24 protein-coding genes and 2 pseudogenes are annotated in these 26,873 nt (G+C 37.3%); 19 read left to right on the top strand and 7 right to left on the bottom strand.

All coding sequences use genetic code 11. The features are described from left to right. The first annotated feature begins 11 nt into the window (after nt 1-11). The 3 genes from KW850_RS23445 (at nt 12) to KW850_RS23455 (ending at nt 4,319) form a co-directional block, all read left to right on the top strand. Complete coding sequence (locus KW850_RS23445; protein WP_218350176.1) at nt 12-3,017, top strand: ATP-binding protein; 3,006 nt, start codon at nt 12-14, stop codon at nt 3,015-3,017. 51 nt (nt 3,018-3,068) lie between these two features. Next, nucleotides 3,069-4,013, top strand: a complete 945-nt coding sequence (gene yhaM / locus KW850_RS23450) for a 3'-5' exoribonuclease YhaM (RefSeq protein WP_218350177.1) — start codon at nt 3,069-3,071, stop codon at nt 4,011-4,013. Between the two features lie 117 nt (nt 4,014-4,130). Next, nucleotides 4,131-4,319 (top strand): sporulation YhaL family protein, encoded by a 189-nt coding sequence (locus tag KW850_RS23455; protein WP_256358406.1) that lies wholly within the window; start codon nt 4,131-4,133, stop codon nt 4,317-4,319. Nucleotides 4,320-4,364: 45 nt separating this feature from the next. Here the strand turns inward: KW850_RS23455 and KW850_RS23460 are convergent, their stop codons facing one another. Then, complete coding sequence (locus KW850_RS23460) at nt 4,365-5,237, bottom strand: peptidylprolyl isomerase (protein ID WP_218350178.1); 873 nt, start codon at nt 5,235-5,237, stop codon at nt 4,365-4,367. A gap of 207 nt (nt 5,238-5,444) precedes the next feature. On the opposite strand from KW850_RS23460, the gene KW850_RS23465 reads away from it, so the two are divergent. Further along, entirely contained in the window at nt 5,445-5,534 is a 90-nt protein-coding gene (locus KW850_RS23465; protein WP_218350179.1) for a YjcZ family sporulation protein, read from the top strand. Nucleotides 5,535-5,573: 39 nt separating this feature from the next. Further along, nucleotides 5,574-5,666 carry a YjcZ family sporulation protein gene (locus KW850_RS23470; protein WP_026566064.1) on the top strand — a complete coding sequence of 31 codons (93 nt, stop codon included), beginning with the start codon at nt 5,574-5,576 and terminating at the stop codon, nt 5,664-5,666. 94 nt (nt 5,667-5,760) lie between these two features. On the opposite strand, the gene KW850_RS23475 is transcribed toward KW850_RS23470, so the two are convergent. Then, nucleotides 5,761-5,940 carry a hypothetical protein gene (locus tag KW850_RS23475; RefSeq protein WP_088085999.1) on the bottom strand — a complete coding sequence of 60 codons (180 nt, stop codon included), beginning with the start codon at nt 5,938-5,940 and terminating at the stop codon, nt 5,761-5,763. 243 nt (nt 5,941-6,183) lie between these two features. Here KW850_RS23475 and KW850_RS23480 point away from each other — a divergent pair, with 243 nt between their 5' ends. Continuing rightward, complete coding sequence (locus KW850_RS23480) at nt 6,184-6,519, top strand: DUF1878 family protein (RefSeq protein WP_218350180.1); 336 nt, start codon at nt 6,184-6,186, stop codon at nt 6,517-6,519. Between the two features lie 7 nt (nt 6,520-6,526). Here the strand turns inward: KW850_RS23480 and KW850_RS23485 are convergent, their stop codons facing one another. Further along, nucleotides 6,527-7,102 (bottom strand): HTH-type transcriptional regulator Hpr, encoded by a 576-nt coding sequence (locus KW850_RS23485; RefSeq protein ID WP_218350181.1) that lies wholly within the window; start codon nt 7,100-7,102, stop codon nt 6,527-6,529. Nucleotides 7,103-7,437: 335 nt separating this feature from the next. Here KW850_RS23485 and yhzF point away from each other — a divergent pair, with 335 nt between their 5' ends. Then, on the top strand, nt 7,438-7,629 hold the full coding sequence (gene yhzF / locus KW850_RS23490) for a membrane protein YhzF (RefSeq protein WP_218350182.1): 192 nt from the start codon (nt 7,438-7,440) through the stop codon (nt 7,627-7,629). Between the two features lie 57 nt (nt 7,630-7,686). On the opposite strand, the gene KW850_RS23495 is transcribed toward yhzF, so the two are convergent. Both KW850_RS23495 and KW850_RS23500 read right to left on the bottom strand, forming a co-directional pair. After that, entirely contained in the window at nt 7,687-8,214 is a 528-nt protein-coding gene (locus KW850_RS23495) for a tryptophan transporter (RefSeq protein ID WP_218350183.1), read from the bottom strand. 139 nt (nt 8,215-8,353) lie between these two features. Then, complete coding sequence (locus KW850_RS23500) at nt 8,354-8,779, bottom strand: HIT family protein (RefSeq protein WP_218350184.1); 426 nt, start codon at nt 8,777-8,779, stop codon at nt 8,354-8,356. 597 nt (nt 8,780-9,376) lie between these two features. Between KW850_RS23500 and KW850_RS23505 the strand changes: the two genes are divergently transcribed. From KW850_RS23505 to KW850_RS23515, 3 genes are all read left to right on the top strand, one after another. Further along, the gene (locus KW850_RS23505; protein WP_218350203.1) at nt 9,377-10,117 is read left to right on the top strand and encodes an ABC transporter ATP-binding protein; all 741 of its coding nucleotides are present in this window, start codon (nt 9,377-9,379) and stop codon (nt 10,115-10,117) included. Further along, complete coding sequence (locus KW850_RS23510) at nt 10,110-11,321, top strand: ABC transporter permease (protein WP_218350185.1); 1,212 nt, start codon at nt 10,110-10,112, stop codon at nt 11,319-11,321. The genes KW850_RS23505 and KW850_RS23510 overlap by 8 nt, the downstream gene beginning before the upstream one ends. 100 nt (nt 11,322-11,421) lie before the next feature. After that, nucleotides 11,422-12,147 carry an EcsC family protein gene (locus KW850_RS23515; RefSeq protein ID WP_218350186.1) on the top strand — a complete coding sequence of 242 codons (726 nt, stop codon included), beginning with the start codon at nt 11,422-11,424 and terminating at the stop codon, nt 12,145-12,147. A 16-nt stretch (nt 12,148-12,163) separates the two neighbouring features. On the opposite strand, the gene KW850_RS23520 is transcribed toward KW850_RS23515, so the two are convergent. Further along, nucleotides 12,164-13,339: a M20 family metallopeptidase gene (locus tag KW850_RS23520; protein WP_218350187.1), complete on the bottom strand. Its 1,176-nt coding sequence runs from the start codon at nt 13,337-13,339 to the stop codon at nt 12,164-12,166. A gap of 143 nt (nt 13,340-13,482) precedes the next feature. Here KW850_RS23520 and KW850_RS23525 point away from each other — a divergent pair, with 143 nt between their 5' ends. Beyond that, nucleotides 13,483-14,118, top strand: a complete 636-nt coding sequence (locus KW850_RS23525; protein ID WP_218350188.1) for a phosphatase PAP2 family protein — start codon at nt 13,483-13,485, stop codon at nt 14,116-14,118. 38 nt (nt 14,119-14,156) lie between these two features. On the opposite strand, the gene KW850_RS23530 is transcribed toward KW850_RS23525, so the two are convergent. Then, entirely contained in the window at nt 14,157-15,557 is a 1,401-nt protein-coding gene (locus KW850_RS23530; protein ID WP_218350189.1) for a hypothetical protein, read from the bottom strand. A gap of 302 nt (nt 15,558-15,859) precedes the next feature. On the opposite strand from KW850_RS23530, the gene hemE reads away from it, so the two are divergent. From hemE to KW850_RS23570, 8 genes and pseudogenes are all read left to right on the top strand, one after another. Continuing rightward, entirely contained in the window at nt 15,860-16,906 is a 1,047-nt protein-coding gene (gene hemE / locus KW850_RS23535; protein ID WP_218350190.1) for a uroporphyrinogen decarboxylase, read from the top strand. A 166-nt stretch (nt 16,907-17,072) separates the two neighbouring features. Next, entirely contained in the window at nt 17,073-18,008 is a 936-nt protein-coding gene (gene hemH, locus KW850_RS23540) for a ferrochelatase (RefSeq protein WP_218350191.1), read from the top strand. Nucleotides 18,009-18,042: 34 nt separating this feature from the next. Then, a complete protein-coding gene (gene hemY, locus KW850_RS23545) occupies nt 18,043-19,470 on the top strand; it encodes a protoporphyrinogen oxidase (RefSeq protein WP_218350192.1) in 1,428 nt (475 codons plus the stop codon). Between the two features lie 221 nt (nt 19,471-19,691). After that, nucleotides 19,692-22,055 (top strand): YhgE/Pip domain-containing protein, encoded by a 2,364-nt coding sequence (locus KW850_RS23550; protein ID WP_218350193.1) that lies wholly within the window; start codon nt 19,692-19,694, stop codon nt 22,053-22,055. 119 nt (nt 22,056-22,174) lie between these two features. Continuing rightward, entirely contained in the window at nt 22,175-22,909 is a 735-nt protein-coding gene (locus KW850_RS23555) for an MBL fold metallo-hydrolase (RefSeq protein WP_218350194.1), read from the top strand. Between the two features lie 16 nt (nt 22,910-22,925). Beyond that, the gene (gene lplA / locus KW850_RS23560) at nt 22,926-23,915 is read left to right on the top strand and encodes a lipoate--protein ligase (RefSeq protein WP_218350195.1); all 990 of its coding nucleotides are present in this window, start codon (nt 22,926-22,928) and stop codon (nt 23,913-23,915) included. Nucleotides 23,916-24,131: 216 nt separating this feature from the next. Continuing rightward, nucleotides 24,132-25,627 (top strand): annotated as a pseudogene (locus KW850_RS23565) (fatty acid--CoA ligase family protein). Nucleotides 25,628-25,674: 47 nt separating this feature from the next. After that, nucleotides 25,675-26,450, top strand: a pseudogene (locus KW850_RS23570) (enoyl-CoA hydratase-related protein). Nucleotides 26,451-26,873: the final 423 nt, after the last annotated feature.

Here is a 26,873-nt window from a genome sequence, read left to right on the forward strand (position 1 = left end):
AGTGAGAAGTATTGAAAATTCTCGAGCTGCATATATATGGTTTTGGCCAATTAGAAAATGTTAAGATTACCGACCTGAACGATTTTCAAGTTTTCTATGGAGAAAATGAAGCGGGAAAGTCCACGATCATGGCCTTTATCCATAGCATTATTTTCGGGTTCCCTACCAAACAACAAACAGCCGAACTCCGTTATGAACCAAAGCACAGTACAAAATACGGTGGTAAAATAAGAATCATCCATGAAAAATATGGCGGTGCTGTAATCGAACGAGTAAAGGGAAAAGCGGCTGGTGACGTTAAGGTGCTGATGGACAATGGTCATATGGGCGGCGAAGAACTACTTAAGAAATTAACGGCCAATTTTGATAAAAGCCTATTCCAATCTATTTTTTCTTTTAATTTACAAGGATTACAAAATATTCATCAAATGAAAAGTGAAGAGATAGGAAAATTCCTGTTTTCCGCGGGGACATTAGGAACCGAAAGGCTATCCAAAACAGAAGCAGTTCTCCAGAAGGAGCTGGATGCGCGCTTTAAACCCTCAGGCAAGAAACCTTTAATGAATGAGAAGTTACAAACACTGCATGAAATAAATAAAGAATTGAAAATAGCAGAAGCGAAAAATAAAAATTATACAAACCTAGTAGAAAAGAAAGAACTGCTCGAACAGGAAATGAATGATGTAAACCGTTCCCTTCAGGAAATAAGAGAAAAGATTGAAAAACTAAATGAATGGAAGCGAATCCAATCCATTGTCATAGATGAAAAGTGGACAAAGAAAGAGCTCACAGAAATTGGTGAAATTGATTTCCCTGTACGTGGGATTGAAAGAATCGAAAAAATAAATCAGCTTATTCATCCCTATAATGCAGAGATGAATAGCATTTCCGAAAGAATTAGAAATTTGAAGGAAGAGGCAGAAGGGATACAACCCGACCTTCATTTTCTAAAAAATGAGCCTTCCCTCATTGCCCTGCTTGATCAAGTTGCTCTCTATGACCAATTAAAGCAGGAAAAACTGCAGTGCGAAACAAAACTATTAGCGTATGAAGAAGAACTATCGATTACTAGGGAAAAACTTCATTTAAACCTAGACGGAGAAGATATCTTTACTATAAATACAAATATTTATATGAAAAATCAGGTTGAAGTCCTGTCTCGGAAATTGCAAAAGCTAAAAGAAATGAAAGAAGAATTAGAAAATCAATATGAAGAAGAAAAAAGCAGGTTAGAGGAAATAGAAAAAGAGGTCCGGTCTTCAGAGCGTCAGGTTCTTACAAAACAAGGACGGCAATTGCTTGAGGAGAAGTTAAATTCAGGAAATGATAAAGAAAGCATTGAAAAGGAATTAAGTTCTCTACGAGATAAAATAGAATTCTATCAGCAGGTTTATGAACGAGATACAGTAGCAGCCGTTACAGAAGGGAAGCAGAAGAAACTTCAGTATTTACTTTTTGAGGTTATTTTACTAGCTGTAACACTTTATGGAGTATTTTCAAAACAGTGGATTTTAGTAGCAATTGGGTTTCTAAGTTGTATATTACTAGTGATTTTGATGACTAAAATTAAGAAGCAACCGCAAAATTCAGAACTAGATCAAACATTAAATGATTTACGAGACAAGAAAGAGCAGTTAAAGCATAAACTTCAATCAGCAAAATATTTGGAAATTTCAAAGCTAGAAGAACAATTAGCCTTGGATAATCACCTCAGAGACGAGCTGAAAATTGTAAAAATGAAGTTAATACACCAACAATCTCAATATGATAAGATCATTGCAAAATTTGAACAATGGGAGTTGGAGTCAGCCGAAACTAATGAAAAGTTAGTCACTATTAGCCGTGAACTAAAAATACCTGACTATATTGCAGAGACCTTTTTACTAGAAGCCTTCAACCTTATTGAACAGTTTAAGTTGATTAGTAGAGAGAAAAAAATGTTCCATACAAGACTTCAGCAAATAGAAGAACAACAGGGAAAAATAGTGAATGGCATGAATCACTTTGTGGATCTTTATTTAAATGAAAAAGGCTTAGACTTATATCATGCAGCCTATTTACTACGTAATAAGTTGAAGGAAGAGCACGGGAAACAAATCGTGAGTCAGGAGAGACTATCGAAACTTACCGACTTGGAAGCAGATTTAAAGCAAAAAACACAAGCATTAAATCATCTCCAAATAGAATTTAATAACCTAATCTCTTCGGCAAAGGTGGAAACAGAGGAACAATTTTACGAACTTGGCGCGAAAGCAGAAAAGAAAGGAAACCTGTTGGAAAAACTTGAATCACTACAGAGTCAGCTGCAATATTCGATTCTTTCAGAATTAGAAAGGGAATCTTTCCTCGCTATGCATCAAAGCGATGCATTAATGGCTGAATGTAATCAGCAAATTCTTGAATGGGAAGTAAAACTAAAAGAAATTCAGGAAGATCATGCCTCCATTAAGTACGAGATTCAAGTATTAGAAGAAGGAGGGCTGTATTCAGATATCCTCCATCATTACAAGCAGAAAAAATTTGAACTAGAAGAGGCGGCTAAGGAGTGGTCAGTCTATTGCTTAGCACAAGATATCCTCTCAAACACAATTGAAAGGTACAAAAACAGCCATTTACCAAGGATGATTATAAAAGCGGAAGAATATTTATTGTTTCTTACCGATGGAAACTATCAAAGAATTCATTTGCAACATTCTGGTTCAGGATTCTTAGTTGAACGAACGGATGGTACGATATTTGAAGCAAATGAACTAAGTCAAGCAACAACGGAACAGTTATACGTTGCAATTCGGCTCGCCTTTGCTGTGACAATCTATGAGAAATATCAGTTCCCGATTATTATCGATGATAGTTTTGTTAATTTTGATGCGAAGAGGACGGAAAAAGTGTTAGACCTACTTAAAATGATGAAAAGAAATCAACTATTATTTTTTACTTGTCATCAGCATTTGCTTTCCTATTTTCAAAGGGAAAATGTTCTTTTTTTAGAAAAAGGTGCTGTTAAGATAATTTCATAGAGTCATAATAGGTTATGTTATACTCTTACTAGTGGGAAGGACGTGAATCATATGGGTAAAGGAATAGTAAAGCATGAAGTTGGGGAGCAGGTAGAATTATTTCTACTTATTAAAAATTCAACCAAAGGGATAGCAAGTAATGGTAAACCCTTTTTGACCCTCATTCTTCAAGATAAAAGTGGGGAAATAGAAGCAAAACTTTGGGATGTTACCGAAGAGGATCTCTTGAGTTATGCTCCGCAAAGTATGGTAAAAATACAGGGCGATGTGCAAAATTATCGAGGGAAAAGTCAGTTGAAAATCCGCCAAATTAGACGAACAGGACCAGCGGATGGGGTAAAGTTGGAAGACTTTTTGGAGACTGCACCATTAGGACAGGAAGAAATGGCAAGCAGACTCACCCAATATATTTTTGACATGAAAAATCCCAATATCCAAAGGATCACACGACATTTAATCAAAAAGCATCAAAAAGCTTTTTTAGAATTTCCTGCAGCAACAAAAAATCATCATGAGTTTGTGTCGGGACTTGCATTTCATGTAGTCAGTATGCTTGACTTGGCTAAATCAATTTCAAATCTTTATCCTAGTCTTGATACAGATTTGCTCTATGCAGGGGTTATTCTGCATGACATGGGGAAAGTATTAGAGCTTTCAGGCCCGATTTCAACGGTATATACAATTGAAGGAAATTTACTAGGCCATATTACAATTATGGTTAATGAAATTGGCAAAGCCGCGGAAGAACTGGGCATTTCCGGTGAAGAAGTCCTTATTCTTCAACATCTTGTTTTAAGTCATCACGGTAAAGCAGAATGGGGAAGTCCAAAACCGCCAATGATTAAAGAAGCAGAAATTCTACATTATATCGACAATCTTGACGCGAAGATGAATATGCTTGACCGGGCTTTAGAAAGGGTGAAGCCAGGTGAATTCACAGAAAGAATCTTTGCGTTGGAGAATCGTTCCTTTTATAAGCCGGTGTTTCACAAGTAAAATAACCCCATTTTAGGGGTTATTTTTTTTTTTTTTTTTCTCATCAGTTCATAATTTCATATTTAACGAATATGATTTAGTAAAAGTGGACAACCATTATGAAAGGGGCTAGATATATTGACTATTCCTATTTGGGTATATGCTGTTGTGGTTGGTATTGTAATAAGTGCACTCATGGCGCTAAAAACGGGAAGAGAAGAGCGGCAGCTGGAGATGGAAGATATCGAGCAGGAAGGCGAAATCTATATGAAACGTCTTGAACGAGAAAGAGAAAAGCGAGAAGAACTTGGCGCAACAGGAGAATAAAAAAAGCGGAAAACACCATAAGGTGTTTTTCGCTTTTTTTATGTTTTATTGCGCAGCAGGTTCTGCTGCTGTTTGTGGATTTAGTGCATCTTTCAAGTCCTTATCACTAACTTTAACATCGGCAGCTTTCAGTTCACGCTGCATCGCTTTATTGATTACTTCTGTAGTCAATTTAGAAGATTTTACTTGAGTTTCGATTTCTTTCTTCATTTCAGCAAATGGTTTTTTCTCTTTTTTGTCAGTTAATTGAATAATATGATAACCAAATTGTGATTTTACTGGACCGCTAATTTCATTTACTTTTAGTGCATAGGCAGCTTTTTCAAAATCAGGATCCATCTTACCAGTACCGAACCAGCCTAGATCACCACCGTTAGCCTTAGTACCTTCATCTGTAGAATATTTCTTTGCAACATCTTCAAATTTTTCGCCCTTATCAAGCTTACTCTTTACTTCTTTCGCCGTTTTTTCATCGGCAACAAGAATGTGACGAGCTTTGATTTCGGGTTGGTACGCATCATAGTAATCCTTTAATTCCTTTTCCGTTACCTTTATGTCTTTCATTGCTGCTTTTTCTTGCATCATGCCTAACTTCATTGTTTTCTTCAGATCATCTTCACTTTTATAGCCGTACTGTGCAAGGGTTGTTTCAAAATTTGCACCAAGATCTGCTTTTAATTGATCAATTTTTGCATTTAATTCCTTATCGGTAACCTTATATTTCTTAGACAGAACCTTTTCATATACTAATTGCTGAAGGGCTTGATCACCATACTTGTCCTTCATTGTATTGTATAGTTCTTCTTGTGTAACGTTACCAACTTTGCTCTCTGCCACTGTATCAGAACCATTTTGATTACATGCACTTAATGCAAGTACTCCCCCAGCTAATGTAACGGCTAAAATCCATTTTTTCATGATGAAATCTCTCCTAAACAGTAATTTCTTGTCCACAGACTCTACTATAACATAAATGGGAACTACTGCAAAAATAATAACTATGATTATTTTTTGAATTTTTCACAAATGGATAAATGGACTTTTCAAAAAAAATTGGGAAGTGCCTAAACGAAATGAATACTCGCTGAATAGTATATCGTAGAAAATGAAAAAGGAGGTATTACGATGAGCCATGGATTGGGAGCTGGCTTTGCTCTAATTGTAGTACTTTTCATACTATTAATTATTGTTGGAGCTTCTTGGTGTTGGTGTTAATATGCACAAAAAAGACCATTAAAGAATGGAGGTAAATATATGTCTGGTGGAGCAGGTTACGGCGCAGGATTTGCGTTAGTGGTTGTCCTTTTCATCTTATTAATTATCATCGGAGCTTCATGGGTTTATTAATAAATTGACAAACTAAAAGCGATGAGAACACTCTCATCGCTTCTATTTGTTATATAATACATATCCTTTTGTTCGCTGCCGAGTTCTAGTTGGATTATGTATATAAAATTTCCAAGTATGAAGATATCAAAAGAATCGTAATGAGGATATTTATCGTCCGAAATACCTTATGTTGGTTTTCTTCAGGGATTTCCTTTTGTATACATAGTGAATTGGTCATTTTATTTACATAAAACAAGATGAAAATAGCAAATACAATAAAAATGGAGATCATCAATGATTCCCTCCCTGTTGTTCGTGTTATGTTTAATACAATATCAAAAATTACAAAAAAAAGATAGTCAAAAAGAATGGAAGAGTGTTAGGCTTTTAATGGACTTCATTAACCAATATTTATATTTTAAAGGAAAGTATTCCTTAAAATTTTCAAAGTTATGATTAATAATGGTTTACCCCATGTTTTAAAAAGTTAATAATAAAAATATATAAATGTACGTTTTGAAATGAGGCATAGTGGATGAATGAACATGAATTACTCGAAAGAATAAACATTCTTGAATATCATCAAAAGTTATTATTAAAGCTGCTCAATGATCCGAAGCTCGAATTATATAAACTTATCATTGAAAATGGAATAACTGAACAGGAAGCAGGGCAGTTTTATTTTCTATGTGACAATATGAACAAAAAATTTGAAGAACAAAAAGCGGAAGGGTACGTATACTTCCATCCGCTTTTTCATGAGTTATCATCATCATTACCGCCAAAACTAAACATTAAGGATGTTATTAAGGCATGTATAACACAGAGGATTTACCTTGCCCTTTTTCAAGAATTGAATAAATACTTATAAAACAGTATTAAACCAGTTCTTGTTCAGTGTTTTTTGCTTTCTTGAGCACCCCATCTTCTTCAACAAAACTACTTTCAATATTCTGAAAAGAACGCTCAAAGATTTCCATGAAATCTTCACCATAGATATTGCGAACAATTGCCATCATTTCAACTATTTCTGGAAACTTACCATATAGGTCACGAAGTGGCAATGCACCTGAAAAGACAGCATTTTCACTTGGCTTATAGTTTTCCATTAGCTGAAGTAGCATATTTTCTCCCGCTTCAGTAAGTTGAATATAGGTATTGCGTTTGTCATTTTCCTTTTTGGAAAACTGGAGCAAACCACGCTCTTCTAACTTTTTCGAAAAATTGAATGCGGTTGAAACATGCATGACTCCGAACTTAGCCACATCCGAAATGGAAGCACCGTTTAAATGATGGGCAATCATTAGAATATGATGTTCGTTAATATTTAAATCAAAAGGCTTTATCCACTGCTGCCAGTCTTTCTCAATTGATTTCCATAAGGCTTTACTTAGTTGAGCAATTCTTTGACTAAAAAGCATCGCTTCCTTCATTGAATAGTGTTTCTCAGTCATCCCCATTTTCACCTACTTTTATATTTCTCTATTTTCATTATGCCAATAAAATAAAAATTAATAAAGATATAATTCACAAAATTTTTAAAAATTAGAACAATAATCTATTGAAATTTTCAAAATAAAAAACTAAATGAAATTGTTTCATTTTATTCGTATCTACTGAATAATAATAACTTTTCGAAAATTAAAGGTAGAATTTAATTTGCGCAAACAAGATTCATTGATCCCCTTGTTGAAACATGTAGACCTTGTTCATAGGAATGGACGGGTAAACATATAAATAGTTACAACAATTCGTCGAAATTTTGAAAATAAATAGGGGGTCAGGGAAGATGAAAATAGCTGTCATTATTTTTTTTATCTTTAGTGCTATCCTTTTATTGGGTGCATTTAAATATTTTTTGGATTTAACAAAACCTGGAGTATATCCACCTAAAAAAATTCTAAAGAAAAAAGCTGCTGCACTATTTGGATGTGGAGGGATATTCCTGCTAATGGCTGTTTTGATTTCAAAATTTTTATAGAAGTATAGTAAGAAAAGAACCCCGCTGGGTTCTTTTCTTAAAAAAGGATTCCGTACATTATTTTTGAATGACGGAAGGTGCTGTTAATTTAGTTCGTTTCACTATTGTTTGGGCTACCGGGTATAAAATAATCATGATAACAGTATTCAGTGCGATAGCTGGCAAAACTCCTGCAGCAAATAGTGCAGTGAATGATGCAGGTAATCCCACTAGAAAGAATGCTGCAGTTAAAAAGATTGTACCTGAAACAAGAGTTCCGATGGCTGTTAAAACGCCAACACTAACAATAGAGTTTCGGTGTTTTTTTAAGGCTAAAAATAAACCGAGGAAAACTAGCGCAGTAATGGGTTTATCAATGATATTAGGGATCTGTCCACCTGGAAAACCGGTTGTCAATGCAGACAAAACTCCTGTTACAATTGCCAATAGCATGACACTTTTGATTTCAGGAATAAGGATTATACCTAAAAACATCATCGCAAGCATCATATCAGGTTTAATCCCAAGAAAATTAGGCATTACCGTGTGCAAGACTACCCCAATTCCCGCTAATAGTGCTAAAACTACAATATTCTTCGTATTCATTTCTCTTCTCTCCTCTGCTATACTAATCTATTTGTTCCTCCTGCAGTGCACTAATTGCCTACAGCGAAAAACTTATTTTCATTATAACATAATAATTTAATAATAATAAAGATATAATTTTCAGATAATTGAAAATATCTTATTGCTCTACTTGCTTATTAATATGTGCAGCCATCTCTTCTAACATTTGGAAAGAATAATCACTTTGACTACTTTTCCAAACTGCTCCAAATCCATCACCTTTTCCATAACGAGGCAGTAAATGCATATGATAATGGAAGACTGATTGACCTGCATGTTCACCATTGTTATTTAGAGTATTTAGTCCAACGGGATTAAATTCTTTTTTTAAGGCATTAGCAATGGCAGGGACCACTTCAAATAGGTTCCTAGCAATTTCCGGTGTTAATTCAAATAAGTTGTCTTTATGTACTTTCGGAATAACTAATGTATGTCCTTTTGTTACTTGTGTAATATCTAGAAAGGCTAAAACGTGTTCATTCTCAAAAACCTTTGCAGATGGAATTTCTCCATTAACAATTTTACAAAATATACAATCGCTCATTTCTACACTGTCCCTTCAATATTGTTTGTATTATTTTACCATACAAACAAAAAAAGAAAAAGGCAGGATCCGCATGGAATCCTGCCCTCTCGAAGGGGAATTGCTTCAAAAGGTACGTTCATTAGGAGTGTTCTTTGATAAACACCTCATTTTTCGTAGAGTGTTTTTATAAAGAAACATTAATATTGTTCAAGCTGACCATCCCCTATATTGTTTTTATATGTTTTCCCAACTTATAAAAACAGGTAGCGATCTGCGGTAAACACCTCATTTAATGTTTATTTTTTTAAGATAAACAGTTACTTGGTGTTACTAGAACTCAAAATGGTTACTGTGCACTTTGTACAAAACAACCATCCCCTTTTCTGAAACGAATTGGAAGCTCACTTTTTTGAAATGTTAATTGTCTTTAACAGACACCTCATTTCAATTATTGATGAATCACTTCATCGAAGTAATGTGTTTCCCCTTCGAATATTATGATGTCCGATGTAAAAAGAAATATACAAAAAAAATGATAAAAATTTGAATTCCTATTTTTATCAATGACAATTTGTTAAAATAAATAGACAATCCTGCTGAGGAAGGACGTTGAAAATGTCATTATTATCGATTGAAAATCTTGTTGGCGGTTATACGAGAAATCCTGTCTTAAAAGATATTTCCTTTGAAGTAAAAGAAAAAGAACTGGTCGGACTTATTGGTTTAAATGGGGCTGGTAAGAGTACCACCATCAAACACATTATTGGTTTAATGGAACCGCACAAAGGTGCAGTAAAAATAAAAGGACAAACCTTTACTGAAAATAAAGAAGCCTATCGTAAATTGTTTACGTTTGTTCCTGAAACCCCTGTTTTATATGAAGAATTGACTCTTGAGGAACATTTGAGACTCACTGCGATGGCCTATGGTCTCGATGAGCAAGCATACAAGGAGCGTGTAAGTCCATTACTTAAAGAATTTCGAATGGAAAAGCGATTAAAGTGGTTTCCTGCCCATTTTTCTAAAGGTATGAAACAAAAAGTAATGATTATGTGTGCCTTTTTAATTCAGCCATCCTTATACATTGTGGATGAACCCTTTGTTGGACTAGATCCACTAGGGATACAATCCTTGCTGGATTTAATGAAAAAAATGAAAGATAACGGTGCAGGGATTTTAATGTCTACTCATATTTTAGCGACGGCAGAAAAATATTGTGATCGATTTGTGATCTTACATGAAGGAAAAATACGTGCAAAAGGAACGTTAGATGAATTGAGGAAGCAATTTTCAATGCCAACTGCTTCTTTAGATGATCTGTATATTCAATTAACAAAGGAAGAAAATTATGTTTGATGATAAAAAGCTTTGGAAGGAACGAGCTAGTGGTCGTGTTAAGGATTTAGGAAGATACTTACGCTATATTTTTAATGGTCATCTTGTCGTTGTCTTGTTGTTTTTAATAGGAACAGCTTCATTTTATTATCAAAAGTGGATTGAAAATTTACCTGCGGGTTTTCCAGTTGAAATAGTAATCGCAATTGTCATTGGATTTTTGTTAACATACAGTCCTGTTTACAATTTTTTGCTAGAAGCCGATCAGGTGTATATCCTTCCGCTTGAGGATAAATTAAAAGGATATTTCCTTCGTTCTGGAGTAGCGAGTCTTGTCTTCCAAGGGTACCTTCTCCTTATGGTTTTGGCTGTATTGATGCCAATGTATGCACATAGCAGTGGTAAAGGTTTTCGTTCCTTTTTGCCTTTTTTTGTCATCCTCCTCTTAATAAAGGCGTGGAATTTAGCGGCTAGCTGGCGCATTGATTTTTTCGTTCAACCGAATGTTCATAGGTGGGACATAGTTGTTCGCTATTGTATTAATGCAACATTTACTTTTTTGTTATTTAAACAAGCGAGTCTCTTTATTTTGTTGGTGATCATTGTGATTTGTGGACTTTATTATCGAACTTTTGCTGTTCAGACAAAAAAAATGGGGCTTAAATGGGATTTATTGATTAAACAAGAAGAGAAAAGAATGGCATCTTTTTATCGCTTGGCAAACATGTTCACTGATGTGCCTAAATTAAGGGATACGGTTAAGAGACGAAAATGGTTAGATTTGTTCCTAAACCGAATGGCATTTACCCGAGAGAATACATATCTTTATTTGTTTTCAAGAGCGTTCTTACGATCATCTGATTATCTTGGCCTCTTTACGCGTTTAACAGTAATTGGTGCCCTGGCGATTTATTTTATTTCTTTTGGTATAGGTCAAATTTTACTAGGAGTTTTATTCTTATATTTAACAGGTTTTCAACTTCTTCCACTTTGGAACCATCATCAAAACAAACTTTGGGTAGATTTATATCCAGTGGAAAAAAGACATAAAAATAAAGCATTTTCCAGGTTGTTAATGACAATTTTAGCTATCGAAACGGTTATCTTTGCTCTGTTTATTTTGGTTAAAGGTGAATTCATGCTTTCGTTGCTTTTTTTACTTGCAGGTCTTGTATTTACCTATATTTTTGTTTACTTTTACGCGAAAAATCGGCTAAAAGCATAATCGACAAAATCCTCTTTTTTATGAAAGGGGATTTTTTTTTGAAACTATTGTGCGGAAATTTTCGTATGAATGCATAAATATTATTATGGAGGGGTGGCATATGAACGAATATGAATTAAAGGTATATGAGGAAGTAGAAGAGTGGAAGCGAAAATTAACCAGACGTTCGGGGATGATGAACCGTATTTCGAAAAAAGCTCAAGGAAAAGTAAATGAATTGATCCCTGAAAAGGTACATGAGGTAATGACAGAAAGTATCAAAGCAATGGTTAAAGCTACTTTATTTGGATCGCAGATGACAACAAATAAGGACCAAGCACGTGGGTTAACCCTAGCAGAAAAAGATGAATTAGCAGCTAAAAAAATTGTGGCATATCAGAAGACAGCGATGATCGAAGGGGCGGGGACTGGTGCGGGTGGAATATTGCTTGGATTGGCGGATTTTCCCTTATTACTTTCCATTAAGATGAAATTCCTTTTTGAAGCAGCTTCCATCTATGGTTTTAATACAAAGGAGTATGCAGAAAGACTGTTTATCCTTCATGTTTTCCAACTAGCGTTTTCAAGTGAAGACATTCGGAAAAATACATTAGATGAAATTGAGAACTGGGATAACCGAAAAGAGACCCTTGTGGAAATGGATTGGCGCAAATTCCAGCAGGAATACCGGGATTATATCGACCTTGCCAAAATGCTCCAGCTTGTACCGGGTATTGGGGCGTTTGTTGGTGCATATGCCAATAACAATCTTCTTAAGCATTTAGGAGAAACTGCCATGAATGCCTATCGATTAAGAATAATACAAAAATCCCCTGACCCAATTTGAGTCGAGGGGATTTTTCTTATTGTTTATGAATGGTTATAGCGGCTACACCTAATGTTTTTGCTGCTATTAGCATGGCTTTTTCATCAATATCAAACTTAGGGTGGTGGTGCGGGTAGCCTGTCTCGATACCAGAAGGTTTTGCGCCGGTAAAGAAGAATGTTCCTGGTACGTGTTGCAAATAATAAGCGAAATCTTCTCCACCCATTTGCGGCTCGGTTTCTTCGATTGTGGTTACTTCAGTGACTTGCTGTGCACAAGTGGTTAAAAATGCTGTTTCATTTGCATGGTTGACTACAGCTGGGTAACCCCGTTCATAGTTAAAATGAAAAGTACTGCCAGTCATAGCGCATGTGCCTGCGATGATTCTGTCCATTTCATCTTCAATAAATTGGCGCACGTTGTCATTGAAGGTACGGACAGTGCCTATAAGCTGGGCTTTGTCAGCAATAATGTTAAATGCATTTTGCGCAGTAAATGAGCCGACGGTAACAACGGCTGAATCAATTGGGTTCACCCTTCGACTAACAATCTGCTGCAGATTTAAAACAAGTTGAGATGCTATAACGATCGCGTCCTGGGTTTTATGCGGCTGCGCACCATGCCCGCCTTTGCCTTGGATATCAATTTCAAAACGATCGGCTGCCGCCATGATCGGTCCTGTTCGATATTGGATTGTTCCTGTAGGTTCACTTGCCCATAAATGAGTGCCGAAAATTACATCCACACCCTCTAAGCAGCCATCTTCAATCATCGTAATCGCACCGCCTGGGGCATACTCCTCTGCATGTTGATGAATAAAGACATAAGTACCTTCCAATTCATCTTTTAGCTCATTTAATGTTTTTGCAAGGACGAGGAGGGTGGCAGTATGCCCATCATGTCCACAGGCGTGCATGATCCCAGGTACTAAGGATTTGTAAGGAACATCCTTTTCATCCTGAATGGGTAAAGCATCAAAATCTGCCCGTAATGCCACGGTTTTACCTGGTTTTTTTCCATAAACCTTTGCAACCACGCCATTCCCTCCAACATCACCTTTGACTTCAATTTGGAGTTGTTCATAAAATGATTGAATAAATTTTGCGGTATTATATTCTTGAAACGATAATTCAGGATGCTGGTGCATATAACGACGGATTGCAACCATTTCTTCATAGGAACCTTCAAGTGCTGTAAAGAGTTTGTTTAACATATCTAATCCCCCAAACCTAAAATGAAGAATGTATTTTCAAACTATTTTAACACTTTTATCCTATAAAGTAGATTTTTATAATCAATTTATTTATACTTTTACTAGAATTTCAATTAGATAAGAAGCAAGAAGGGGTTTGGAGGATGGAGCGAAAGGACAAAAGAAGTTTTACCTATCTATTTATTTTGTTAGCTGTTTTATGGGCAGTGTTTACATGCATTAAGGTGGCAATGAGCAGTCCTTTTTGGTTAGATAATAAAGTTGCAGGGATATTTTCAAATATACCTGATTCCTTGATTCCGTTTTTTATTAAAATTACCGAAATGGGAGATAAAAAAGGGATAGGGGTAGCAGCCTTACTTGCACTTGCCTGGCTCCTAGTTAAAAAGAAAAATTATGTTGGTGCCGCGGCTCTGGCCTTATCCGTTGCAATCGGAAATGAAGTAAGTAAGCTAATAAAAGATTTTTTTGAGCGTCCACGTCCAGACCTTGAGCATCTCGTTCAGGTAAAAAGTTATAGCTTCCCGAGCGGACATGCCATGGTGGGGATGATTGTTTATTTTATGATTGCCTATCTGCTTTTGGAAGAGATGAGATCTAGGGCAGGGAAAGTAATCATTACGGTAATAACAGCTATCTTACTTTTATTGATTGGTGCCAGCCGCATTATTTTACAAGTACATTACCCTTCGGACGTACTTGGCGGCTATGCGTTAGGTTATCTTTGGGTTGTTATATGGATTCTACTATACAACTATTTTAAAAAACGAGTAAAATAAGCAAAGAGGCTGGTCAGAGATCAGCCTCTTTGCTTGGATTAAATGAGAAACATTGCAGCAATGGTTGTTACAACGAGACCGATCACGACTGGCAAGAGGTTTCGTCTTGCAAGTTCAAATGGGTCGACATTACAAATTGCTGCTGCTGGGATTAACGCCCATGGTACAAGAGTTCCGCCGCCTACCCAGATGGCCGCAATTTGCCCGAGGGCAGTCAATGTGGCGGCACCTTTACCGATGGCAACTGCAAATAGGCTTGCTACTGAGCCGGCAAGAGATATACCTGAAAAGCCTGAACCATCTAAACCAGTGATCGCCCCTACAGTAGTTAAGGTAATCGCCCCAACTTCTTTGCTTAACGGTACGATACTGGCAAGGGATACACCTAAGTCATTAACGATCCCGTGCGAAGCTTTTGGTAAATAGTCACCAATGATTTTCCCAAATCCGGCATCACCCAAGTAGAAAAATGCAGCAATTGGGATAACAGGGCCAAAAACCTTGAATCCAAATTGGAATCCTTCTATTAAATATTGAGTAGTTTTTTCTAAGCCTTTATTTTTATGACCCGTTAAAGAAATTAATAGAAGAATGAAAATGGATGTACCACCGATTAATGCGGTCGCATCCCCACCTGCTAAATCAAGGACTGACATTGCGGCAACGTCGGCTGCAAATAATAATGGAACAAGAAAGGCAAAGAAACGTTTTTGCCCAAGAGATAAAAGCGTAGGTTGATTGGTGGCTTCTTCAGAGGGATAATCAGCGTTAACAGAGGTGGTTGTTTTGAGAACCCCGCGCTTCATATCTCTTCTTAAGAAGTAGAAAGCAGCAACGGTGGTTACTAGGCCCATGATAAACACTAACGGAATACTCGCATCAATTACATCTTGAATAGGAATACCGGCGGCATCAGAAGTTAGCTTTGGAGCAGCTTGAATGACAAAGTCACCGGATAAAGCGATTCCATGACCAAACAAATTCATTGCCATTGCAACGCCTAGAGCTGGTAATCCTGCGCGAATGGCAACTGGTAAAAGAACAGCCCCTAAAAGTGCAACAGCAGGCGAAGGCCAGAAAAACCAAGAAATCACCATCATTAAGATCCCAATGGTCCAATACGCTAGTGTAGGATTGCGTATCAGCTTTCGAAATGGTGATATCATAACATCATTAATTCCAGTTACCGTTAATGTGCTGCTCATCGCAACAATTATGGAAATAACAAGAATAGTAGATAATAATTCTGTAATTGCATAACTGAAACTGTTGAAAATGCTGCTAATCGAATGACTTAATGAACCTGTTGCTGTAATAGCAATTAGAAAAATACCGATGATACATACAATCGATGTGTCTCTTCTCATAACCATGAATCCAATTATGAGGATAATAAAGGTCACGTAGATCCAATGAAGTAAAGTAAGCTCGACAATCATGCCATTCCCTCCTTTCAATTCACCCAGGGGGGCTATAGCCCTGTTGGATGTAATACAGAATATGAAAATTGCCCTAAGTGGTGAGAGGAAAAAATGAAAAAATATTGGGGAGTTACCTGCCGAATTTAACAAATTCTCTAACGTAAAAACGACTTTTTTTTGACAGTTACTATCGTTAGCTATACACAAATAGGATTAATAGATATAGTTAATACAGTTTAGAAAGAATCAGTGAGTTTTAAATTCATCTTATATATATTAAAATGGACAACAGACACGTCTTTGAAAGGTGGACAACAGTAATGACAAGACCGATTAATGAAACATTTTTAAAAGCAGCAAGGGGCGAGAAAACAGACCATGTTCCTGTTTGGTATATGCGTCAGGCAGGTCGTTCACAGCCTGAATATCGAGCAATTAAAGAAAAGTACTCTCTTTTTGAAATCACTCACCAGCCTGAGTTATGTGCGTATGTAACACGCCTGCCTGTTGAGCAATATAACGTTGATGCAGCGATTTTATATAAAGATATCATGACACCCCTCCCTGCGATTGGCATGGAAGTAGAAATAAAGGGCGGAATTGGACCAGTCATTGACAATCCAATCCGTTCATTAACAGATGTTGAGAAACTGGGTGAAATTAATCCAGAAGAAGATGTTCCTTATGTATTGGATACAATTAAATTATTAACTGAAGAGCAGTTATCTGTGCCATTAATCGGTTTTTCTGGTGCACCTTTTACACTTGCAAGTTATATGATCGAAGGAGGCCCTTCTAAAAACTATAATAAAACAAAAGCGTTCATGTATACCGAGCCAAAGGCATGGTTTGCACTTATGGACAAACTGGGCGACATGATCATTACATATGTAAGATCCCAAATCAAAGCTGGAGCAAAGGCTATTCAGATTTTTGATTCATGGGTGGGAGCATTAAATGTGGAGGATTATCGTTATTTCATTAAGCCAATCATGAACCGTATCTTTACATCATTAAAAGAGGAAAATGTTCCACTCATTATGTTCGGTGTTGGTGCAAGTCATCTTGCATTAGAATGGAATGACCTTTCGCTTGATGTAGTAGGTTTAGACTGGCGTTTACCAATCCATCAAGCAAGAGAAATGGGCATTCATAAAACTGTTCAAGGGAACCTTGACCCTGCTATTTTGTTAGCTCCATGGGAAGTCATTGAAGAAAGAGCAAAGGTAATTTTAGACCAAGGGATGGCGCAAGATGGCTATATCTTTAATTTAGGGCACGGTGTATTCCCTTCCGTAAATCCAGAAACGTTGAAAAAATTAACTTCCTTTGTCCATGAGTATTCAGCATCCAAATTAAGTCGTTAATTCCCCTTTTGAGTTTTAAAATTGGTAAGGAGTCCAATTTTTTGGCACAATAATATGGGTGCTTTATAATGGGTCATTAAGGGCATACAAGCTTTTAGTGGCCCAAACCCAATTGTCTTATTTGAATTGGGAATAAGTGAACAGACTTTTAAAATGAGGTGCGATCATGACAAAAAAGAAAATGGGTCTGCTGGTAATGGCTTACGGTACCCCATATACATTAGATGATTTAGAAAGATATTATACCCACATTAGACACGGGCGGAAGCCAACTCCAGAAATGATTGAAGACCTGCGTAGTCGGTATGAAGCCATTGGCGGGATTTCCCCATTAGCTAAGATTACCCTCGAGCAAGCAGAAAAACTTGAAGATAATCTAAATAAAATTCAAAACCACATAGAATTCAAAATGTATCTTGGATTAAAACACATCAACCCCTTTATTGAAGATGCAGTGAAACAAATGCATGCTGATGGCATTGAAGAGGCGATTAGTATCGTTCTTGCACCTCATTTTTCAACTTTCAGCATAAAATCATATAATGGAAGAGCTTTAGAAGAAGCAGAAAAATTAGGCGGATGGCTCAAAATAAGAACAATTGATAGCTGGTATCAGGAACCAAAGTTTATTAATTATTGGGTTGACAAGATAAAGAAAGTCTTTGCAGAAATGCCGCAAGAAGAAAAGGAGCAAGCAGTTCTGATTGTTTCTGCTCATAGTCTTCCTGAGAAAATTCTCCAGTATGGGGATCCTTACCCAAGCCAGCTTCAAGAAACGGCTGACCTAATTGCTAATCAGGCAGGAATAAGAAATTATGTGGTTGGCTGGCAAAGTGCAGGGCAAACTCCAGAACCATGGCTTGGTCCAGATGTTCAGGATTTAACAAGAGATTTATATAATCAGCATCATTATAGAGCGTTTGTATATGCACCTGTAGGGTTTGTATGTGAACACCTTGAAGTGCTTTATGATAATGATTTTGAATGTAGAGAAGTGACGGAAGAATTGGGTGTAAGTTATTATCGCCCAGAAATGCCGAATGCAAAGGATGAATTTATTGACGCATTGTCGACCGTCGTCCTTAAAATGACCGCTGAATAAGCCTTATAAAGTTTAATGGAAGAAGGTGACCACCTTGGCGGAAGAAAAACAAAGAATTATCATTATTGGGGGAGGGATTGCTGGGCTGACATCAGCTTTCTATCTCCAAAAAGCGATCCAGGAAGATAATCTCCCAATTGAAATTAAACTTATCGAAGCATCACACCGACTTGGCGGCAAAATGCAAACCGTTATCAGGGACGGTTTTACAATTGAGAGAGGGCCAGATTCATTTTTAGCTCGAAAGTTGAGTATTAGCAGGCTTGCAAAGGAAGTTGGGATGGCTGATCAATTAGTCCATAATTCCACGGGTAAATCATTTGTTTTAGTTAACGAGCAACTTCACTCTATGCCCGGTGGATCGATCATGGGTATTCCAACCGAAATGGGCCCGTTTATCACTACTGGTCTTTTTTCTATACCCGGTAAATTAAGAGCTGCCGCAGATTTCATTCTACCAAGGTCAGAAAGTGGAAAAGACCAATCGTTAGGTGATTTTTTCAGAAGAAGACTCGGTGATGAGGTGGTTGAAAATTTAATTGAACCATTATTGTCTGGGATTTATGCTGGAGATATTGATCAATTAAGCCTCATGTCTACTTTTCCGCAATTTTATGAGGTAGAACAGAAATACAGAAGCCTGATCCTTGGTATGAAAAAATCTACTCCTTCCCAACCTCAAAAACCGCCTGCTAGTAAGGAAAAAGCTAAAGGTGGTTTCTTAACCTTTAAAACGGGGCTACAATCATTTGCTGAAGCGATAGAAGAAAAAATCGATCCTTCATCAATCCTAAAAGGTCATCGAGTTGATAAAATTACCAAAAATGGTGATAAATATGATGTATATCTCAATAATGGGGAGACATTAGCAGCGGAAAGCATTATTGCAGCAACTCCTCATAAGATAACTCAGTCAATGTTTGCAGATTATCATTTTTTCGATCCATTTAAATCAGTCCCGTCGACATCCGTAGCAACCGTAGCCTTAGCCTTTCCTGAAGAAGCAGTGAAGAATGATATTGATGGAACAGGCTTTGTTGTTTCTAGAAACAATGATTATTCCATAACCGCTTGTACTTGGACCCACAAAAAGTGGGCACATTCAACCCCAAAAGGGAAAGTACTGCTTCGGTGTTATGTTGGAAGGTCAGGAGATGAAACAATCGTCGACCTCTCAGATGACAGAATAATTAAGATTGTCCTAGATGATCTGAAAAAGATCATGGATATCACGATGAATCCGGATTTTGCTATTATTTCACGTTGGAAAAATTCCATGCCGCAATATACGGTGGGACATAAACAACGATTGGCTAATATTTTTGAGCATATGAATGCTGAGTTGCCTGGGGTATTTTTAGCAGGTTCTTCCTATGGCGGTGTTGGACTCCCAGATTGCATTGATCAGGGAGAAGCTGCTGTCAAAAATGTGTTAAATTATTTAAAAAGAGGAAACTCCTAAAAAGGGGCTGTTCAAAGATAACAGCTTCTTTTTTCTGCTTGCAAACATATCGGAATCGATGTATACTCTAAAAGTGTTAATTGACCATTTTGTTCAAACGGTCAAAATAGTCATTTATTTGAATTTCGATTAAATAGGATAGTCGATCAGATCGTCCTTATTTTTTGCAGAAAAATGACCAAATGAACAAAACGGTCATAAAGATAAAGGAGGTATTACAAGTGAAAAACCTGCTGTTTAAGGAAGAGCTTCTTGCCATTCTAAGAAATAAAAAAGTGTTAATTCCTATTATTGCTGTCATGTTTGTCCCAGTTTTATATGCAGGAATGTTTTTATGGGCTTTTTGGGACCCATACGCAAAGCTTGATGAACTGCCGGTTGCTGTTATCAACGAAGATGTTGGAGCAACACTTGATGGAGCTCATCTGAAGCTTGGTAACGATTTAGTCGCAAATTTAAAGAAAAATGAACAATTTGATTTTGATTTTGTCGACAAAAAAAAGGGTTATGATAATTTAAAAGATCAGAAATATTATATGGTCATCGAAATCCCTAAGGACTTTTCAAAAAATGCAACAACCTTACTGGATGATAAACCTGAAAAACTGGAATTGATCTATACACCTAATGAGAGCTATAACTTCCTCTCTGCCCAAATCGGTGGCACAGCAGCAGAAAAAATTAAAACAGCAGTTGCTGAAAAGGTGACCGAAACGTATGCAGAAACGATGTTTGATAAAATCAGCGAGCTTGCCGATGGTGTTGTAAAGGCTAGTGATGGTGCAAGTCAGATCGATGCTGGTTCGGATGAATTAAATAAAGGATCAAAGGACCTACAGAAAGGTCTTGCAACCCTGGCTGAAAAATCAATCGAATTTAACACTGGAATGAAATCAGCTGATGCTGGCTCTAACAAGCTTGCTGCAGGTTCAACGGAACTTTATAATGGACTCGCGACATTAGCGGAAAAGTCAATTGAATTTGAAAGTGGTGTCAAGTCAGCATCTTCAGGATCCAAACAATTAGCAACAGGATCATCTCAATTGAAAAATGGGTTAGCAAAAGCTGATGCAAATTTGCCGTTGCTAATTGCCGGTACGAAAGAGGTATCTGCAGGTGCAGAACAATTAAAACGAGACTTGCCAGCAGGGATTGCGTCCGGGATTGAAAAAGAATTGACCGGAAGTGTTACTGAACTTAATGCTGGCATTGATCAATTTCAATCACAGTTAACGAATACATTAGCATCACAAATTGCTGAACAAACCATTACTCAGCAAACAGAGAAAATGCAAAAATTAGCCAAAACCTTAATCGAGAACAATGTAGATCCTGCACTTGTTCAAGGAATAATGGCAAATGAGCAAAAAAATGCCCCAACGAAAGAACAGCTAGAGCAACAGATTTTATCGGAACTTAATCCTAAAATAGATGCAGGTTTTGACCAGTTCAAAACAGGCGTCGATGAAAAATTAGCAGGTTCATCGAAAGGATTAGAAGATAAAATTCAAGCACAAACAAGCCCTTATTTTGATCAATTAATATCCGGTATTGGCAAAATAAATGGCGGGCAACTTGAATTACAGAAAGGGATCCATGATTTATATGCAGGTTCATCAAAATTAGCAGATGGGTCAAATAACCTTTCTGAAGGATTGAGTCAACTTGCTAATGGTGCTGATAAAATGACCAACGGAACTGGACAATTGGCATCAGGTTCTGGTGAGTTGAAAACAGGCGCCTTCGACTTAAATAATGGAATGCATCAATTAACAGCAGGTGCATCAGGATTGTCATCTGGTGCTGGCCAATTAGCGGATGGTTCTAAGCAACTTAACGACGGTACATCTAAACTTTCTAAAGGTGCAAAGGAATTAGCAGATAAGCTTTCAGATGGCGCTAACGAGGTATCCAAGGTCCACTCCGATGATAGGACCTATAATATGATGGCTGATCCGGTAAAACTGGATAATGAAAAAATTAATCATGTACCAAACTATGGGACCGGCTTTGCACCATATTTCCTATCATTAGGCCTGTTTGTGGGCGCTTTGCTTCTATCAATTGTTTTTCCACTTCGCGAAACGACGATTGCACCAGCAAATGGATTTAACTGGTTTTCAAGCAAGTTTTCCATTATGGCTGGGATTGGAATTTTTCAAGCCATACTCGCAGACATAATTCTCCTTGGAGGGCTAGGTCTTGACGTCCAAAGCATTCCAAAGTTTATTCTTTTTTCGATTATGACAAGCTTAACGTTCATCGCGTTAATTCAACTGCTTGTATCCGTATTTGCAGATGCGGGACGTTTTATTGCAATCATCATCTTGATCTTACAATTAACGACAAGTGCTGGAACATTCCCGCTTGAATTAATCCCTAACTTTTTACAGCATTTCAATGCTTACCTGCCGATGAGCTATTCAGTCCAAGGCTTTAAAGCTGTAATATCAAGTGGTGATTACAGTTCCATGTGGCAAAATTTCATGATTTTATTAGCTTTTATGCTTACCTTCTCATTAGGAACCATTGCTTATTTCTCAATGCGATTTAATCATAAATATAAGCATCAAATGACTGAATAAAAATATAAAAGCAAAACCAGCCGATCATTTTTTTTTCGGCTGGTTTTTTGTACTATAATAAAATTGATCTAGATTTTTGAGTATATTAGGAATATAAACTTTGAATTGGAGGGGTTATATTGAAACTTACCGTTATTGGGTATTGGGGTGGGTATCCGAAACAGAATGAGGCTAGCTCTGGATATTTGCTAGAACATGAGGGTTTTCAAATATTAATTGATTGTGGAAGCGGCGTCCTTTCTAAGTTGCAAAATATTATCCAGCCTGAGGAATTGGATGCGGTAGTCCTTTCCCATTACCATCCTGATCATATAGCGGATATTGGCGTCTTACAGCACGCAAGATTAATCCAAGGATTTTTAGGAAAGAGGACCCAAACCCTGCCTCTTTATGGGCATGATTTGGATCCATATGAATTTAGCAAATTAACCTATAAAGAGATAACAAAAGGAGTTGCCTATAATCCTAGTGAGACGCTCACAATAGGTCCATTCCATGTTTCTTTTCTTAGAACAGATCACCCCGCCCCATGTTATGCAATGAGAATAGAAGCAGCTGGAAAAACCATGGTCTATACTGGAGATAGCTCATTTAAAGAAGAATTTATCGAGTTCAGTCGCAATGCTGATTTACTGTTATGTGAATGCAACTTTTATGGACACCAAAATGGAAAATCGGCTGGACACATGAACAGTATCGATGCAGGAAAGTTCGCACAGAAAGCAGAGGTAAAACAATTAATTCTAACTCATTTACCTCACTATGGATCACTGCCTCAGTTAATTACTGAAGCATCTACTGAGTTTACGGGTATAATTATTCTCGCAGAGGAGTTTCAATCGATTTCACTATAAGAAGGGACCGAATACTATGTTATTCATCGATAATAAAGAGATTACTGATCCACAGATAAATTTGGCAATTGAGGAGTATGCACTGAAAAATCTTGATATTAATGAAACGTATTTACTATTTTACATAAATGAACCCTCCATCATTATAGGTAAGAATCAAAATACAATTGAGGAAATTAATACGGAGTATGTGGAAAGTAATAACATTAAAGTTGTCCGCAGGCTGTCTGGCGGTGGCGCGGTCTATCATGATCTTGGCAATTTAAACTTTAGTTTTATCACGAAGGATGACGGGGAAAGCTTTCATAACTTCCGTAAATTTACGGAACCAGTAGTGGCTGCATTAAAAAAATTAGGGGTAAACGCCGAATTAAGCGGCAGAAATGACATTGAGGTTGGAGGTCGAAAAATCTCTGGAAATGCCCAATTTTCAACTAAGGGCAGAATGTTTAGCCACGGTACGTTAATGCTTAATTCAGAAATTGACAACGTGGTCTCAGCCTTAAAAGTAAAAAAGGACAAAATAGAATCCAAAGGAATTAAATCAGTCCGCAGCCGTGTGGCCAATATTTCTGAGTTCCTCACAGAACAGTTGGATATGGATGAATTCCGTTCATTACTGTTAAAGAATATTTTTGATGGTCAAGAAGAAATACCAGAATATGTTCTTACCGAAGAAGATTGGGAAAAGATTTACCAATTTTCAAAAGAACGCTACCAAAATTGGGAATGGAATTACGGAAGATCGCCTAAGTTCAATTTGCAGCACTCGCACCGCTTTCCAGTAGGAAGCATTGATGTCCGCTTAGAAGTGAATAGAGGGGTCATTGAAAATTGTAAAATCTATGGTGACTTTTTTGGTGTGGGGGATGTAAGTGAAATTGAGGAGAAGTTAACAGGCATACGCTATGAAAAAAATGAAATCGACAAGGCACTTGCCGGTATTGACACGACCCATTACTTTGGAAATATAGCAAAAGATGAGTTTTTAAATTTATTATATTAAAGTACAAGACACAGTGTTTTTAAACGCTGTGTTTTCGTTTTATCAGAATTTTCTAGTATTATACTTGAATAGGCTCATTACTTTTAATATAATATTCTTAGAAAATTGTCGCAATTTTGTGAATGAGTATTCATTCAATTAAGGGGGAGAACGATTCTTTTAACACGGTTTGAAGAATCAGCGAAGAACTTTGCCACAAAGCCAGCCTATAAATTTATGGGCCAAACATGTACTTATGCTGAACTGGATGCTGCCATTACGAAATTTGCATCAGGCCTCAAAAAATTAGGAGTCAAAAAAGGGGATCATATTGCACTATTGTTGGGAAACTCACCACACTTTGTGGTTAGTTATATGGTGCATTGCGATTAGGAGTAACTGTTATTCCGGTGAATCCAATTTATACGTCTGATGAAATAGGCTACATATTAAATAATGGTGATGTCAAAGTAGTTATCGCACTTGACCTAGCGATCCCTTTAGTGGAAAAGCTGCATACGTTCCTGCCAAAAATCGAACATTATGTATTTTGTGAAACGACTCCAACTAGCAATATTGAATCGAAAATTGGGACACTATCAGGCTATTCAAAAATGAAATCGTTTTCATCAGTGATTGCTGAAGGTGAAGTAACTTTCAATGGACCAGATCTCAATGATGACGATATTGCCATTATTCTCTATACGTCTGGTACAACAGGCAAACCAAAGGGTGCAATGTTAACCCATAAGAATTTGTATAGTAATGCCAAAGATGTTAGCGAATATTTGAAAATGAATCCCGATGATAAAGTAGTTACGGTTCTGCCGATGTTTCATGTTTTCTGTTTGACGGTTGCCTTAAATGCACCATTATTAAGCGGGGCAACCCTATTAATTGCACCAAAATTTAGTCCAAGAGAAATTTTTGATTTAGTTAAAGAACATCAGGGGTCTGTTTTTGCAGGTGTACCGACCATGTATAATTTCCTCCTCCAATATCCTGACGGAAATCCTGACGACCTAAAATCGTTACGCTTATGTATTTCAGGAGGAGCTTCCTTACCTGTTGCCCTCTTAAAGAATTTTGAACAAAAGTTTAAAGTAGTAATATCGGAAGGATATGGCTTGTCTGAGGCATCTCCTGTTACATGCTTTAATCCGCTCGATCGGCCGCGCAAACCTGGTTCAATCGGAACATCAATCCTTCGTGTTGAGAATAAAATTCTTAATGAGCTGGGTGAAGAAGTTCCAGTGGGTGAGGTGGGAGAACTTGTCGTGCGTGGCCCGAATGTAATGAAGGGTTATTATAAAATGCCGGAAGAAACGGCAGCGGCGATTCGAAATGGATGGCTTTATACCGGTGACCTTGCCAGGATGGATGAAGATGGCTATTTTTATATAGTTGATCGAAAAAAAGATCTCATCTTAGTTGGAGGATATAATGTCTATCCGCGAGAAGTAGAGGAAGTAATTTATAATCATCCAGATGTTGTAGAGGTGGCTGTTCTAGGGATTCCAGATCCAAATCTTGGTGAATCTGTTAAAGCCTTTGTTGTCAGCAAGAAACCTGAACTAACCACAGAGCAATTACTAGATTATTGCAGTGAACACTTGGCCAAGTATAAAATTCCATCCTCTATTGAATTCATTGATGAACTGCCAAAGAACACAACCGGGAAAATCTTAAGAAGGGCACTAAAGACACAAGTAGTCCAACCTACAAATTCATAAAATGCCGGGCAGGTTTTGTAAAACCTGCCTTTTTAAGGGGGAGCATTGTGGAAGCAATTTTGCTAGAGATTAAAAATCATGTGGCAGTTATCACAATCAATCGGGCCGATTCTCTAAATGCTTTTAATTATGAGACATTGTTAGACCTGCAGATTAAAGTAGAGAAATTCGGATTAATAGCGAAGTTCGGGCAGTTCTATTTATTGGTGCTGGTGATAAGGCATTTAGTGTCGGGGCGGACTTGAAGGAAAGAAAAACATTATCCGATGAACAAGTAAAGCGAAATCTTTATAAAATTAATGAGATCTTTTCAGCGATCGATAGCCTGCCCCAGCCGACCATTGCCGCCATAAATGGGTTTGCGTTTGGCGGTGGAATGGAACTTGCTTTGGCTTGTGATTTTCGCTTTGCGGCAAGAGAGGCCTTGATGGGGTTAACGGAAACGAGTCTAGCCATTATTCCGGGAGCTGGGGGGACCCAACGTCTTCCACGCTTGATTGGGCAAGCTAAGGCTTTAGATCTCATCTTAACGGCACGCCGCTTGTCCGCGGATGAGGCGTTTACCTTCGGACTGCTGACAAAAGTTGTAGAGCGACAGGAATTATTGTCAGAGTGTTTTGCCTTTTGTTCACAATTATTGGAAAATGGACCTATTGCCGTACAACAAGCTAAGTTTGCGATTAAAAATGGGATGAATACCGATTTAAACACCGGACTACAAATCGAACGTAAGGCATACGAAGTAACACTCCCTACAGAAGATCGAATCGAAGCACTACAGGCCTTCGCTGAAAAAAGAAAGCCTGGCTTTAAAGGGAAATAAAAAAGAGTCACGGGTATGGTTTGGTGGGACTTGGGACCTCAATCCTGGCTGGTGTTTAGACAATTCCTCACTGAAAACGCAGGTTAATACTCTTAAAGAATGGCTAGATTTTTCCTATAGCCATTCTTTTTATGCTGTTTTTGGGCAGATTTTTGTATTGGATTCGGGATTCAGACGGTTCTAGGTGATTTGCTGTTAATGCTGTCTGAATAGGGATTGGATTCGGACAGCTTTAAGCAATTTCCAGTTGAACTTGTCCGAATAGGCCACGGATTCGGACAGCTTAAAGCAATTTCCAGTCAAGTCCTATATTTTGTGTAAATTGTATTTCCTATGGTTACAATGTTTTTCAGCTTTTATGAATTTTGATGGTTTGGAAGGGGGTACCCCCTTCCAAACCATCAAAATTTCGCGCGCTTCGCG

It is taken from the genome of Bacillus sp. sid0103 (assembly GCF_019219025.1).

What these genes read in the sequence shown, in the direction of transcription:
- yhaM (WP_218350177.1), top strand. Translation starts at nt 3,069, where the DNA reads ATGGGTAAAGGAATAGTAAAGCATGAAGTTGGGGAGCAGGTAGAATTA.
- KW850_RS23460 (WP_218350178.1), bottom strand. Translation starts at nt 5,237, where the DNA reads ATGAAAAAATGGATTTTAGCCGTTACATTAGCTGGGGGAGTACTTGCA.
- KW850_RS23465 (WP_218350179.1), top strand. Translation starts at nt 5,445, where the DNA reads ATGAGCCATGGATTGGGAGCTGGCTTTGCTCTAATTGTAGTACTTTTC.
- KW850_RS23470 (WP_026566064.1), top strand. Translation starts at nt 5,574, where the DNA reads ATGTCTGGTGGAGCAGGTTACGGCGCAGGATTTGCGTTAGTGGTTGTC.
- KW850_RS23475 (WP_088085999.1), bottom strand. Translation starts at nt 5,940, where the DNA reads ATGATCTCCATTTTTATTGTATTTGCTATTTTCATCTTGTTTTATGTA.
- KW850_RS23480 (WP_218350180.1), top strand. Translation starts at nt 6,184, where the DNA reads ATGAATGAACATGAATTACTCGAAAGAATAAACATTCTTGAATATCAT.
- KW850_RS23485 (WP_218350181.1), bottom strand. Translation starts at nt 7,102, where the DNA reads ATGACTGAGAAACACTATTCAATGAAGGAAGCGATGCTTTTTAGTCAA.
- yhzF (WP_218350182.1), top strand. Translation starts at nt 7,438, where the DNA reads ATGAAAATAGCTGTCATTATTTTTTTTATCTTTAGTGCTATCCTTTTA.
- KW850_RS23495 (WP_218350183.1), bottom strand. Translation starts at nt 8,214, where the DNA reads ATGAATACGAAGAATATTGTAGTTTTAGCACTATTAGCGGGAATTGGG.
- KW850_RS23500 (WP_218350184.1), bottom strand. Translation starts at nt 8,779, where the DNA reads ATGAGCGATTGTATATTTTGTAAAATTGTTAATGGAGAAATTCCATCT.
- KW850_RS23505 (WP_218350203.1), top strand. Translation starts at nt 9,377, where the DNA reads ATGTCATTATTATCGATTGAAAATCTTGTTGGCGGTTATACGAGAAAT.
- KW850_RS23510 (WP_218350185.1), top strand. Translation starts at nt 10,110, where the DNA reads ATGTTTGATGATAAAAAGCTTTGGAAGGAACGAGCTAGTGGTCGTGTT.
- KW850_RS23515 (WP_218350186.1), top strand. Translation starts at nt 11,422, where the DNA reads ATGAACGAATATGAATTAAAGGTATATGAGGAAGTAGAAGAGTGGAAG.
- KW850_RS23520 (WP_218350187.1), bottom strand. Translation starts at nt 13,339, where the DNA reads ATGTTAAACAAACTCTTTACAGCACTTGAAGGTTCCTATGAAGAAATG.
- KW850_RS23525 (WP_218350188.1), top strand. Translation starts at nt 13,483, where the DNA reads ATGGAGCGAAAGGACAAAAGAAGTTTTACCTATCTATTTATTTTGTTA.
- KW850_RS23530 (WP_218350189.1), bottom strand. Translation starts at nt 15,557, where the DNA reads ATGATTGTCGAGCTTACTTTACTTCATTGGATCTACGTGACCTTTATT.
- hemE (WP_218350190.1), top strand. Translation starts at nt 15,860, where the DNA reads ATGACAAGACCGATTAATGAAACATTTTTAAAAGCAGCAAGGGGCGAG.
- hemH (WP_218350191.1), top strand. Translation starts at nt 17,073, where the DNA reads ATGACAAAAAAGAAAATGGGTCTGCTGGTAATGGCTTACGGTACCCCA.
- lplA (WP_218350195.1), top strand. Translation starts at nt 22,926, where the DNA reads ATGTTATTCATCGATAATAAAGAGATTACTGATCCACAGATAAATTTG.